Below are 12,863 nucleotides of genomic sequence, written 5' to 3' on the forward strand. Positions count from 1 at the left end.
GGGCTGAGTATGGCTTTTAACAGTGCTGATATAAATTCGTTTCGAGATATTTGGGTATTTTGCGAACAGAGAGAAGGAAAGCTTGTAAATACTGATTTTGAACTAATTTCAGAAGGCAGAAAGCTTGCTGATGAGCGGGGCTCGAAATTGGTTGGTATTCTACTGGGACATGAAGTAAGCGAGATTGCAAAAGAGTTGGGTGGATATGGTGCGGATAAAGTGATTGTTTGTGACCATCCTGAATTGGAATTTTACACCACAGATGCTTATGCCAAGGTGCTTTGTGATGTGGTTATGGAGGAAAAACCTGAGGTTATTTTGATTGGTGCAACAAACATCGGCCGTGACTTAGGCCCCAGATGTGCGGCACGCTTACATACAGGTTTAACAGCAGATTGTACTCATTTAGATATTGATATGAAAAAATATGTGGAATTTCTCTCCACTTCCTCTACATTGGATATATCATCCATGACCTTCCCGATGGAGGATACAAATTTAAAAATGACTCGTCCTGCCTTTGGGGGGCATTTGATGGCAACTATTATTTGTCCTAGATTCCGTCCCTGTATGTCTACAGTAAGACCGGGGGTTATGAAAAAAGCGGAATTTAGCCAAGAAATGGCGGAGGCTTGTCAGGTTGTTACACGTCATGTAACCTTAACTGATGAGGACTTGAAATCAAAAGTAATTAATATTGTGAAAGAAACTAAAAAAATTGTTGATTTAATTGGTGCCGAAATTATTGTTTCTGTGGGACGTGGAATCAGTAAGGATGTGCAAGGGGGCATAGCTCTAGCCGAAAAGCTGGCCGATGCGTTTGGAAATGGTGTTGTTGGTGGTTCTCGTGCGGTTATTGATTCCGGTTGGCTCCCTGCGGATCATCAGGTTGGGCAGACAGGAAAAACCGTACATCCTAAGGTATATGTTGCCCTTGGTATTTCAGGTGCCATTCAGCACAAGGCAGGTATGCAGGATTCAGAGTTGATTATCGCAGTAAATAAAGACGAAACTGCTCCTATTTTCGATTGTGCTGATTATGGCATTACAGGGGATTTGTTTAAAATTGTACCAATGATGATCGAAGCAATTAAGGAAGGTAAAAATGCTTAGGTTATAAATCTTAGTCTTTGAATTGACCGGGGAGGAATCGTATGAAAAAAGCGCTGGAGGGTTTGAAGGTCGTGGACCTTACAACAGCATTAAATGGGCCTTTTTGTACCATGATTTTAGCGGATTATGGCGCAGAGGTTTTGAAGATTGAACCAATTGAGGGGGAGCAATGCCGTTTTTGGGGTCCCCTTGATGAAAAAAGTGGTGAAAGTGGATTTTATAATTATGTAAATAGAAATAAAAAGGGTGCTACATTAAATCTAAAAACAGAAAAAGGATTGGAATTGTTTTATGAGCTTGTAAAGGATGCAGATATTTTGGTGGAGAATTTCAGAGGCGGCATCACAAAAAAACTGAAAATAGACTATGAAACCATTAAAAAAATAAACCCTGCCATTATCTATGCTTCTGGATCAGGCTTTGGACAATATGGCCCAATTACCCACCGTCCCTGCTATGACATTGTTGCCCAAGCCATGGGCGGCATGATTAACTTAACAGGATTTAAGGAGACGAATCCTGTTAAGGTGGGGCCATCTGTTGCAGATCATGTAGCCGGTATTTATTTGGCTCTTGGCGTTATGCTGGCTTTGTATAACCGCAAAGTTACAGGGGTAGGTCAGCAGGTGGACGTGGCTATGTTTGATACTATTTTCAGTATCTTGGAGAATGCACTGGTGAACTATACCATGGGAGGAGAGATTACTCAAAGAAATGGCAATGTGGATCCTTCTATTTCTCCATTTGATGTTTATGAGTGCAAAGATGGTTTTGTTGCACTGGGCGTTGGAAATGATAAGCTTTTTAGAACCTTTTCCGCAACCATTGGGCATCCTGAGTTGATGGAGGATCCTCGCTTTGCAACCAACGACTTAAGGTGTAATAACTACATACCTGATTTACAAAACTTGATTCGTGGGTGGTGTAAAGACTATACCAAAAGTGAAATTGAAAGGATCATGGATGAAGCAGGCATTCCTTGCGGCCCTGTTTTAAACGTGAAAGAGGCCATTGAGCACCCCCATATACAGGAGAGAGAAATGATGGTGCATTGTGAGCACCCTACAGCAGGGGATCAATATTTCCAAGGCTGTGTGATAAAGCTTTCCGAAACACCGGGTGAGGTGTCAACACCATCGCCTCTTTTGGGTCAACATAACCGAGAAATTTTTGGTCTTACTGAAGAAGAAATGAAAAAGTTAAAAGAAGAAGGCGTTTTGTAATTTCATTTATAATGCTCTTAATATGAAAAAATGAAGATGGAGGTGCAGAATTCATGAGAAAGGTATCTATTTTAAGCTATAACATGACCACAGCCGATGGAGCTAATCAAGATGGTTTGATTCCCATTGGACGGCAATTCGATTTTATCGGAGATGTGGAAACAGAAGAGATGATTTTGGTAGATGGGGATGAATCCCTCTGCTTGGGTTACGAAGATGTAAAATGCTACAAGGACGTGTTTGTTGGGGATATGATTGATTTTAAAGCCACCCTCACGAAAGTGGGAAATACCTCAAGGGATTGCTGGATTGAGGTATTTAAACTGGCGACCCCAGCGTTTCGAGAAGGAAAAACAGATTGTAAGCCGGGAGATATGGTTTGGTTTGACGAACCCGTTCTGTGCACAGAGGGAAAAGTGCGTCTTGTTGTGAAAAAGCATTTGCAAAGAGGTGCTCAGCCTGAAGGCAAAGTGGTTGAGCCATGGCGTCCATTGGAAGATTTTCCGGAATAAAAATTCTTTTGTTGAAGAAAGGGGAATGATTATGAGTGAACAAACCGTAACATATCGTTATAGAATGTCAGATAGAGATGTTTTTTATGGTGGCGGCGTAGTAAATGGTGCAAGAAGCATCACTCTTGCTAATGACACTGCAAACCGCTTGATGGCAAAGGTGTTTCAAAACACAGGTCATTGCGTAGAAGTTAGAAAAGTTCGTCTATATGAGCCCTGCTTTGCTGGGGATTATATGGAATTTATGGCAAGGATTAAGAAAATGGAAGGAAATCGTGCGGTGATTGAGGTGCGTTCTTTTAAAATCATTGAAGTACCTGAAAACCCTCCATTTCCAAGCTCTATTGATGTGCTGCCTGAGCCACCGTTGTCAACAGTAGTGCAATTTGTATACGAACCCTATTAAGCCTATGCAAACGATTGAATGCATTAAAACAAGGCGAAGTATTAGACGATATTTACCAAAGAAGGTAGCTCACTCGGTTATTGAAGAGCTAATGGAATGCGTCAAATGGGCGCCTTCTTGGAATAATTGTAAGGCAGTTAGATATACGGTTGTGGAGAAGGCAGAGCACCTGCAAACCATGGCAAGTACCTTAGTCGCCCCTGAAAATATCCATATTGTCAAAAATGCACCTTTAATCTTTGTCGTTTCCAATGTAAAAAAACGTTCCGGTTATGAGCGGGATGGTCATCTTTCTTCATCCAAGGGGGAGAGTTGGGAAATGTTTGATGCAGGGGTTGCGTGCCAAACCTTATGCCTTGCAGCAGCGGAGCTGGGGCTGGGAACTGTGATTATGGGCACATTTGATGAGAAAGGTATTTCCAAGTTTATAAATATGCCGGAAAATGAGGAGATCATTGCTTTGGTGGCCTGTGGCTATGCCGATGAAGTGCCGGTGCCGCCAAGGAGAAAAGCGGTGAGGGAGATACTAAGATATTTGCAATAAAGGGATGATATTATTTAGGAAAATCCATAGGAGCGGGCATTTATGGAAATTTCCCTTTGCAGAGGTAGCTGGAAACACTTCATAACATAAAAATAAGAGGCTATTTGCAAAACAAAAGTTTTTGTGAATAGCCTCTAGACTTTTAATAAAACAAAATATTGATAGAGTTTGATAATTAGATGGTTTTTAAAGGGTGTCGATTTTATCGGCACCCTTTTTATACTCATTTTTTCTTTTTATCAATGGGAATTATTATTTTAGTCACATGTTGATCAATGTTATTAATATCCAATGGGGAGATTATGAATTCTTCAGAAACAGGTCCAATTATTTTGTATTGATTTTGATTGATCCATTGAACCAACCGAATATGAGTATGAATGATATCAGCATAATTTCCCACATGAATTGCGGTAGCGGCAGTGAAGTCTCCGAAGGCTCTAAAGCAATCTCCTTCCTCTGAGGAATCAACAGTAATGCCAAATTCAATGTCGGTATCTGTATATAAAAATTGTTCTAAAGGGTTGCAATAATATGTAACAATAATGGTTCCTTTATTTTTCAAATTCAAACTATCGCATAAATCAAGAATTTCCACCCACCTATGGACGGAAACATCAATATTTGAGTAATTGGACATGGTTTTACGTGTAAAGACCAAATGCATTTGGGAGATTTGTTCTATTTTAATATCTTCCAGTATGATTGCATCTTTGATGTTTAAAAGGTCCACACCTGTTTTCAGGCGTTGTAAAAAAGCACTTGTAGATGCATATTTTCTTTGCAGACAATTGATTTCCTCCAACAGCTCCGTTAGCTTTATTTCAATGTTTTTTTCCAAATCATCTGCTTTATTTCCGGTTATAATGCTCTGAATTTCCTTTAGACCAAAATCCATGGAACGGAGTTTGCGAATAATGCAAAGGGTCACTAGCTGATTTTTACTATAATACCTGTATCTATTGACCTCGTCCCGAAATTCAGGAACAACTAGTTCTATTTCATCATAATAACGCAAGGTCTTGCTGGGAATGTTACAAATTTCTGATACTTCTCTTATAGAGAATTTGTAGTCGGCATTCATTCTCTCATCCTCCCCATAAAAATGATATGAATTAGTATAACACAATCGGTTAACGATATCAAACTTAATAAAGAAAAGGGCAAAACTTCATTTTTTTTGCATATTTTTTTTGCACACTTTTCATTTTGTCGGTTAAAGCATAAAAGAAAAAATCAAATAAAATCCTGTGGTAGGAATGTTTTGACAAAAAATTGTTTTTTTATTCGAAAATTAATTAGAAATATCATTGACATTCCCCTTACTGCAATGAGTATAATCAGGCTATGATTATTGTTAAAGTGAATAATAATTTTGAAAATAAAGGCGAAAAATTGACAGAGGTTTACAGAGGGAAACGGAAATCAATCTAGAATATTTGAAATATACATAATAATTTCATTTTATTTTTAAAATATTTGTAGTTTTTTGTTGATTCAAAAAAAGAATAATATTTTTTATTTCCCAAGAAATAGTGTGTTTTTTCTCGTTTTTTATGGTAAAAAATTCGCAAACATCCAAGCTTATTACTATGAGGTTTCTTTCATAGTTTTTAATAAGTATAAACATAAAAGCTATTGATAAAAAAAGATTGGAAGGGGGCAGGATGGAGAAACGGGATTGGAAAATGGAAAGCTATTTACTAACAAGGGAAGGTGAGCGTTAATGGACTTAATGATTAAAAACGGTACTATTGTAACAGAAAAAGAAATGTTTCGAGGCGATATTGCTGTGAAAGACGGAATCATTGCTGCAATTGGAAAGAACCTTTCAGACATTCCTTGTGATACTATTGTGGATGCGGAAGGAAAGCTTGTATTGCCGGGTGCGATTGATGCACATACCCATTTGGCAATGCCCTTTGGCGGAACAATTTCTGCAGACGGTTACTATGCAGGAACAAGAGCGGCAGCCTGTGGCGGAACAACCACGGTTTTTGATTTTGCGTTGCAAGACTTTAACGAAAAAATGTTAGATGTAGTAAAAAGAAGAGATGCCCTTGCAGCTCCAGAAGCGGCTGTGGATTATGCCTTCCACGTTGGCGTAAAGGACGTTCATGGTGATCTCTTGGATTCTATGAAAGAGGCTGTAGAATTTGGTGTTCCATCCTTTAAAGTTTTTATGGTTTATGATTTTGGTGTAACAGACGGTGTTTTTTATCAGGTTCTTGAAAAAGCGAAAGAAATAGGCGCACTTATTTGTGTTCATGCAGAGAATAATGAATTGGTAAATACTTTAGTCGAAAGATATACTTCCGAAGGAAAAACTGCTCCATGGTACCATTATATGTCTCGTCCTGAGTTTGTAGAGGCGGAAGCAGACTTTAGAGCTATTTCATGGGCAAAATCTTTAAATGCTCCACTTTACATAGTGCATTTGGCGAACAAAAAAGGTGTGGAATATGTAGCGAAAGCGAGAGAAGAAGGCTACCAGATTTATGCTGAAACTTGTCCCCAATATTTGAACTTTACCTGCGATGTCTATAAGAGAGATGACGCAAGAAACTTTGTCTGTTCACCACCTATGAAAGGTCAAGAGAGTCAGGATGCCCTTTGGAAGGCATTAAAGCAAGGCGTAATCGATACAGTTGCCACTGACCACTGTCCTTTCCAACAGTCTGAAAAGGATTGGGGTAAGGATGATTTCAGAAAGATTCCAAATGGTTGTGCTGGTGTAGAAAATATGTATCCTTATATGCTGGCAAAGGCAAATAATGGTGAAATAACCTTTATGAAAGCAGTTGAGGTTTGTTCCTCAAATCCTGCAAGAATTTTCGGTTGTACCCAAAAAGGCAGTTTAACCGTTGGTAAGGATGCAGACATTGTAATATATGATCCCGAAAAAGACTTTACAGTGACCTGCGAAACCATGCATTCCGACTATGATCATACCATTTGGGAAGGCACAAAGCTTCATGGTTATCCTGTGAAAACCTTCTCCAGAGGCCGCCTTGTTTACGATAATGGAGAGTTTAAAGGGGAGCCCGGCTGGGGGAAATTAATTAAAAGAAGGTTAAGTCCAAAAAATCTAAAATAGATGGAGAGGGTTATATGAGTAAATATACGCAGCAGGAAAAAAACGGTCTTTATGAATTAACACCGGAAGCTACCGCCGAGCTCAGCAATTCTCAGTATTATAATTCGGATTTGGCGCCAACCACTGTAAATGAAAGAACATGGAATGCCTTTAGCATTTGCAACCTTTGGGTTGGTATGTCAATTTGTGTTCCATCCCTTGCCCTTGCATCTTCCTTGGTTGCTTTGGGTATTTCACCAATGCTTGCAGTAGTTAACGTTATTTTGGGTAACCTGATTGTTTTAGTTCCCATTCAGTTAAACTCAAAAATCGGTACAAAATATGGTATTCCATTCCCCATCTTCTCCAGAATGACCTTTGGAAATAAGGGGACACAGTTACCTACGTTTTCAAGGTCGATTATAGCCTGTGGATGGACGGCGGTGCAAAGCTGGGTAGGTGGCGGAGCCATTGCCGCATTAATTGGTGTTGCAATTCCTATGTTTTCTGATCAAAACATGAAAGTTGCTCTTCCCGGTAATGATGGTGTTGTTGTCGGACAATTAATCGGATTTTTCCTGTTTATGCTTTTGGTTTTCTTTGTTGCTTATAACGGCATGGAGAAAGTAAAATGGGTGCAAAATATTGGCGGACCTATCTTGATTATTGTTATTTTAGGTTTATTATTGTGGTCATTAAATGCCATTTCAGGCTCAGGTCATTCCATAGGGGATGTATTCGCTGTTGGTAACGACCCTACGCTGATTGAGCAAAACGGCGGTTTCGCCTTTGTATTTATGGCAGGGCTAACAGGAAATATAGCCTTTTGGTCCACCATGGCTCTGAATATTCCGGATTTCTCTAGATATGCAAAGAGCCAAAAGAGCCAATTTATGGGACAATTGGTGGGCATGCCAATTCCAATGGCGTTGTGTGCATTTGTTGGTGCTTTGTTTGCACAGGCAACAAAATACACGGTGGGTGAAGCATTGTTTGATCCTACCAGTGTATTCTATTATGTGGATAACAAGCTTCTTGTTATTATCTGTGCATTTGGTGTAATTATGGCCACCATAACAACTTGTGTTGCGGCAAACGTGGTTGCTCCTGCAAATGGTTTTTCCAATATCTCTCCTAAAAAAATTAGTTATAAAAAAGGCGTTATCATCACTTGCTTGATAGCTACCTTTATCACCCAGCCATGGTGGATTTACGGTTCAGGCGCGAGCTATATCTTTAACTGGCTGAATAATTATGGAACCATTATTGCTCCTGTTGCGGCAATTTTAATTGCCGACTACTTTATCTGTAAGAAACAGCTTGTAGATGTAGCAGGATTATATCAGGGCGAAGGCGGCAGATATTGGTATAGTGGTGGTTGGAATAAAAACGCAATGATTGCTTGGGGTGTATCCTTTATTATTCCTTTGCTGGGAAATACCGCTTTAAAATATCATGCAGGTTCTGGTTTAAAACCTAACTTCATTCAATTTTTGGCTGCAAACGGATATATGGTTTCTTTCGTTATTGCAATTGTAGTTTATGTGGCTTTAATGAAATCGGCACAAGGAAATGTAAGCTACGGCTTCGTAAGTCAAGAAGAGCACGAAGGATTTACCATGAATGATAATTAAATTTGTTTATTCATAAAATAGTGTGTTTTAAGTTTTGTTCATAACGGACAGTGTATATTGCACCTCTGTATTGCATTATTGGGATTGATTGCAATACTACTGGGGATACCGTTTTGAAAACGGAAAATCCTAAAGCCCGTTAAATAAAGAGAAAAAATATAGAAAGAAGGAATGAATGATGTACAAATGCAGTTTAGAGCGAACCAGTGACAAAATCAGAACTTTTTCTAAGTTTGGTGATGCCGGCCACGGAGGAATTACCAGATATTCTTTATCTGACGAGGCAAAACAGGCAAGGGAATACTATATTGAAAGAATGACAAAAATCGGTGCAACCATTGAAACGGATGATTTTGCCAATATGTATGCTACACTACCGGGCAATGATCCCAATGCAAAAAGAATTGTAATGGCATCTCACGCAGATTCCGTTAAAAATGGTGGAAATTATGATGGTATTTTAGGTGTCATTGGAGCAATGGAGGTTTTGGAAACCGTAGCGGCAGACAATATTCCTCATAAGCATCCCTTGACAGCAATGATTTGGACAAATGAAGAGGGCTCCTTATATCCCCCTGCAATGATGAGTTCCGGTGTTGTATGCAATGCTTATCTGCCGGAAGGAATTGCAAAGAATTTTAAGGAAGAAAATATGCTTGCTTCCAAAAGTGTTTTAGATAAAATATCAACCTTTGGCGAGGCCCTTGAAAAAAGCGGTTATAAAGGCAAAAAAGATAACCGTCTAAACCCTGACAACTATAAGGCAATGTTTGAATTACATATTGAACAAGGTCCTATTTTGGAAAATGCCGGTTTAGACGTTGGTGTAGTTACCTGTGTTTTGGGTATGTTTAACACCAGAGTGAAATTCTATGGTCAGGCGGCGCATGCAGGTACATTCCCTATGGAATACCGTCAGGATTCTCTTTATGCAGCAGCTCAGGCGCTTTGCTATCTCCATGAAGAAATTGATAAACTTGGGTATCCGGAACTGGTGTATACCACCGGTGAGGTAGTTGTTCATCCTTGTGTACATACTGTAATTCCTGATTATGTGGATTTCTCCCTTGATGTTCGTCATGAGAATCCTGAAGTGCTGAAAAAGGTTTATCAAATCGTTCGAAGCCTCGAGGGCAAGGAATGGGCAAAATGCCGTTGTGAAGTGGTGGATCAGTGGAATCGAGATACCGTTTATTTCGATAAAAAGCTGGTGGGCTATGTAAAAGAAGCGGCAGAGGAATTGAATACGAAGCATCAATATATCAATAGCGGTGCGGGCCATGATGCACAATTTGCCGCATATGTTTTACCAACCACAATGATATTTGTTTCTTCTGAAAAGGGTTTATCCCATTGTGAGCCCGAGCATACAAGCGACGAGGTTTGTGCTGAGGGTATTAGTGTATTGCTGAATGCAGTTTTAAAGTGTGATAAAGAATAGTTTTTGAAACTGAACATTTTTTATGACTAAGACTGCTGGGAGGCGTCTGAAAGTTTTGAGGCGCCTCCCTCTTTCATCACATTTTTAAATGATACTAAAAAAGAAAGAGGGGTATGGAATGACTGGGTAGGAAATGGTTTTTAAAGATGAAAATTGTTTCTTTACTTCAGTGACTGAAATTTATTGATACAGAAAGAAAAATGTGGTTTCATTTTCAGTTTATTCCAGAAAAAACAGAATTGGGTGAAAGTTCAGGCTGATAATATTTTTAGCCTGAAGATATGAGAGGAGTTGAGGAATTTGAGTAAAGTAATTAAATCAACGTATGTTTCTGAGGCTGTTGAAGGCTTTACGCCAAGAACAGCAATGGAAGAAGCTTCAAGATGCTTACTATGCCATGATGCCCCTTGCAGCAAAAGCTGTCCCGCAGGTACAGATCCTGCAAAGTTTATTCGCTCTATTCGCTTTAGAAATGTGAAGGGTGCGGCAGAAACGATTAGAGAAAACAATGTTCTGGGTGGTAGCTGCGCAAGAGTCTGTCCTTATGATCGTCTTTGTGAGGAAGCTTGCAGTAGATGCGGTATTGACAAACCTATCGAAATCGGAAGATTACAGAGATTCGCTGTGGAACAGGAAGAAGCTCTGCAAATGAATATTTTAAAAGCCCCTGAAACGAAAAAAGCCGGGAAGGTTGCTTGTGTTGGTTCAGGACCTGCATCCCTTGCCTGTGCCGCAAAGCTTGCATTAGAAGGCTATGAGGTTACAATTTATGAAGGAGAGGAAAAGGCTGGTGGTGTTTTAACCTACGGTATTGCTCCTGCAAGATTACCTCAGCATGTGGTTGACCATGATATTGACACAGTGAAAAATTTAGGTGTGAAGTTTGTATTTAACACGAAGGTTGGAAAAGATATCTCCATTGAAGCCCTTCAAAAAGAATATGAAGCGATTTTTATCGGTGCAGGTTTATGGATGGAAAAACTGCCTGAAATTACTGGTACAGAACTACCCGGCGTATTGGCTGCTGCGGATTTCTTAAAAAAAGCCAGAAAATCTGAGGGTACATATGATCCAGGTAGAAGGGTTATCGTAATTGGCGGTGGCAACGTAGCCATGGACTGTGCAGTTTCTGCAAAACTTTTGGGTGCAGAGAAGGTAGATATTTATTATAGAAGAACCATTGAAGAGGCTCCTGCGGATATGGCTGAATTCCAGTATGCGTTATCCTTGGGTATCTCCATTACCACTAATTTCGCTCCTGCTGAGGTAGTGGGTACGGATAAGGTAGAAGCCATGAAGTTCAAAGGTAGAGATGGGGAATCCGAGGCAAAGGTTGCCGTTGATACCGTTGTTTTTGCCATTGGACAAGGGGCAGAGGATATGACAAGTTTGGCACCCTTCTCAGTGAACGAGAAAGGCTTGATTGTGACCGAAGGTGGCTGCAAAACCAATATTGATGGAATTTTTGCCGGTGGTGACGTTGTTTTAGGCGGAAAAACTGTGGTTGAAGCTGTTGCATCCGGAAAAGCTGCGGCAGAAGAGATGATGAAGTATCTTGCACAGAAAGAGGTGAACTAAAATGGGGATTAAAAAAGATTTATCAATTGATTATTTAGGTGTTAGATGTGAAAATCCGTTTTTCCTGTCATCATCCCCTGTAGGCAGCAATTATGAAATGGTGGCGAAGGCCTTTGAAACGGGCTGGGGCGGTGTTTTCTACAAAACCATTGGTATTTTTGTTGCTGACGAGTGTTCACCCCGTTTTGACCATGTGAAAAAGGAAGGGATGCCATGGCTGGGCTTTAAGAATATGGAGCAAATCTCAGACAAGCCTACAGAGGTAAACTTTGAGAATATGTATAAGCTGAAAAAAGCTTATCCTGAAAAAATTATGGTTGCCTCTATTATGGGTTCCAATGAAGAAGAATGGCGTAAACTTGCTAAAATGTGCGATGAAGTTGGTGTGGATTTGATTGAAGGAAACTTTTCCTGTCCTCAGATGACCTCCCATGCCATGGGTTCTGACGTTGGCTCCAATCCCGATTTGGTGCGGGCGTATTCCAAGGCAGTTGCAGAAACCACCAAGATTCCTTTCATTGCAAAAATGACCCCTAACATTACAGATATGACCATTCCTGCCCTTGCGGCAATGGAAGGTGGTGCAAAAGGTATTTCTGCAATCAATACCATTAAATCCATTACCAATATTGATTTAGAGAACATGACAGCCATGCCTGTTGTAAACGGGAAATCTTCTATTTCCGGTTATTCAGGTGCCGCAGTAAAACCTGTTGCATTACGCTTTATTGCACAAATGCTACAGCATGAAAAGCTGAAAAACGTGCCTATGTCAGGTATCGGTGGCATTGAAACATGGAGAGATTGTTTGGAATTCTTACTGCTGGGCTGTAGAAACTTACAGGTAACAACCTCGGTTATGCAGTATGGCTATCGTGTGGTTGAGGATATGTCCAACGGTTTGATGCATTGGATGGATGAAAGAGGTTATGATAAGCTGGATGATTTCATAGGTATGGCCTTAGGCAATGTAATCCCAGCGGAAGACTTAAATCGTGATTTTAAGATTCTGCCTGATTTTAATGATAAAAAATGCGTAGGCTGTGGCAGATGCTACATTTCCTGTTATGATGCGGGACATCAAGCAATTGATTGGAATGCAGATAAACGCAGACCGGAATTGAATGATAAATGTGTTGGTTGTCATCTTTGCTTAAACGTTTGTCCCGTTGCAAACTGCATCACACCGGGCGAAGTGAAATGGAAAGATGGTAGACAAAAAGCTGAAATTGCAATGAAAAAAGATTATGAATAAGTAACGTTTCATGCCGTTATTAATTCTCCTTCCCAATTATAAAATATGCAAAAACACCCTAAATTGCAGAACTGCAGTTTA

At 39.9% G+C, this 12,863-nt stretch carries 11 protein-coding genes; 10 read left to right on the forward strand and 1 reads right to left on the reverse strand.

Features of this window, described 5'->3' with window-relative positions; genetic code table 11:
• Window positions 1-9: 9 nt before the first annotated feature.
• Genes acrA through NE558_RS05410 form a run of 5 tightly spaced genes read left to right on the forward strand, consistent with a single transcriptional unit; the run spans window position 10 to window position 3,798 of the window.
• On the forward strand, window positions 10-1,113 hold the full coding sequence (gene acrA / locus NE558_RS05390) for an acryloyl-CoA reductase electron transfer subunit beta (RefSeq protein ID WP_256148894.1): 1,104 nt from the start codon (window positions 10-12) through the stop codon (window positions 1,111-1,113).
• 41 nt (window positions 1,114-1,154) lie between these two features.
• On the forward strand, window positions 1,155-2,336 hold the full coding sequence (locus NE558_RS05395) for a CaiB/BaiF CoA transferase family protein (protein ID WP_256148895.1): 1,182 nt from the start codon (window positions 1,155-1,157) through the stop codon (window positions 2,334-2,336).
• A gap of 53 nt (window positions 2,337-2,389) precedes the next feature.
• A complete protein-coding gene (locus NE558_RS05400; protein WP_256148896.1) occupies window positions 2,390-2,848 on the forward strand; it encodes a beta-alanyl-CoA:ammonia lyase in 459 nt (152 codons plus the stop codon).
• A gap of 31 nt (window positions 2,849-2,879) precedes the next feature.
• Window positions 2,880-3,254, forward strand: a complete 375-nt coding sequence (locus NE558_RS05405) for a hotdog fold domain-containing protein (protein WP_256148897.1) — start codon at window positions 2,880-2,882, stop codon at window positions 3,252-3,254.
• Between the two features lie 4 nt (window positions 3,255-3,258).
• The gene (locus NE558_RS05410; RefSeq protein ID WP_256149154.1) at window positions 3,259-3,798 is read left to right on the forward strand and encodes a nitroreductase family protein; all 540 of its coding nucleotides are present in this window, start codon (window positions 3,259-3,261) and stop codon (window positions 3,796-3,798) included.
• 223 nt (window positions 3,799-4,021) lie between these two features.
• Here NE558_RS05410 and NE558_RS05415 read toward each other — a convergent pair whose 3' ends face one another.
• Window positions 4,022-4,882, reverse strand: a complete 861-nt coding sequence (locus tag NE558_RS05415; protein ID WP_256148898.1) for a MerR family transcriptional regulator — start codon at window positions 4,880-4,882, stop codon at window positions 4,022-4,024.
• A 642-nt stretch (window positions 4,883-5,524) separates the two neighbouring features.
• On the opposite strand from NE558_RS05415, the gene hydA reads away from it, so the two are divergent.
• The 5 genes from hydA to preA all read left to right on the forward strand — a co-directional run bounded on the left by hydA (window position 5,525) and on the right by preA (window position 12,782).
• Window positions 5,525-6,895 carry a dihydropyrimidinase gene (gene hydA / locus NE558_RS05420; RefSeq protein WP_256148899.1) on the forward strand — a complete coding sequence of 457 codons (1,371 nt, stop codon included), beginning with the start codon at window positions 5,525-5,527 and terminating at the stop codon, window positions 6,893-6,895.
• Window positions 6,896-6,909: 14 nt separating this feature from the next.
• Window positions 6,910-8,508 carry an NCS1 family nucleobase:cation symporter-1 gene (locus tag NE558_RS05425; RefSeq protein WP_256148901.1) on the forward strand — a complete coding sequence of 533 codons (1,599 nt, stop codon included), beginning with the start codon at window positions 6,910-6,912 and terminating at the stop codon, window positions 8,506-8,508.
• A 178-nt stretch (window positions 8,509-8,686) separates the two neighbouring features.
• Entirely contained in the window at window positions 8,687-9,949 is a 1,263-nt protein-coding gene (locus tag NE558_RS05430; protein WP_256148902.1) for a Zn-dependent hydrolase, read from the forward strand.
• Between the two features lie 300 nt (window positions 9,950-10,249).
• Window positions 10,250-11,527, forward strand: coding sequence for an NAD(P)-dependent oxidoreductase (locus NE558_RS05435; protein ID WP_256148903.1), 1,278 nt, complete (start codon window positions 10,250-10,252; stop codon window positions 11,525-11,527).
• Window position 11,528: 1 nt separating this feature from the next.
• Complete coding sequence (gene preA, locus NE558_RS05440; RefSeq protein WP_256148904.1) at window positions 11,529-12,782, forward strand: NAD-dependent dihydropyrimidine dehydrogenase subunit PreA; 1,254 nt, start codon at window positions 11,529-11,531, stop codon at window positions 12,780-12,782.
• The last annotated feature ends 81 nt before the right edge of the window (window positions 12,783-12,863 follow it).

The sequence above is a fragment of the Anaerotignum propionicum genome (assembly GCF_024461735.1).
GTDB lineage: Bacteria > Bacillota > Clostridia > Lachnospirales > Anaerotignaceae > Chakrabartyella.

Coding starts and splice junctions, on each gene's coding strand:
- acrA (WP_256148894.1), top strand. CDS start 10: ATGGCTTTTAACAGTGCTGATATAAATTCGTTTCGAGATATTTGGGTA.
- NE558_RS05395 (WP_256148895.1), top strand. CDS start 1,155: ATGAAAAAAGCGCTGGAGGGTTTGAAGGTCGTGGACCTTACAACAGCA.
- NE558_RS05400 (WP_256148896.1), top strand. CDS start 2,390: ATGAGAAAGGTATCTATTTTAAGCTATAACATGACCACAGCCGATGGA.
- NE558_RS05405 (WP_256148897.1), top strand. CDS start 2,880: ATGAGTGAACAAACCGTAACATATCGTTATAGAATGTCAGATAGAGAT.
- NE558_RS05410 (WP_256149154.1), top strand. CDS start 3,259: ATGCAAACGATTGAATGCATTAAAACAAGGCGAAGTATTAGACGATAT.
- NE558_RS05415 (WP_256148898.1), bottom strand. CDS start 4,882: ATGAATGCCGACTACAAATTCTCTATAAGAGAAGTATCAGAAATTTGT.
- hydA (WP_256148899.1), top strand. CDS start 5,525: ATGGACTTAATGATTAAAAACGGTACTATTGTAACAGAAAAAGAAATG.
- NE558_RS05425 (WP_256148901.1), top strand. CDS start 6,910: ATGAGTAAATATACGCAGCAGGAAAAAAACGGTCTTTATGAATTAACA.
- NE558_RS05430 (WP_256148902.1), top strand. CDS start 8,687: ATGTACAAATGCAGTTTAGAGCGAACCAGTGACAAAATCAGAACTTTT.
- preA (WP_256148904.1), top strand. CDS start 11,529: ATGGGGATTAAAAAAGATTTATCAATTGATTATTTAGGTGTTAGATGT.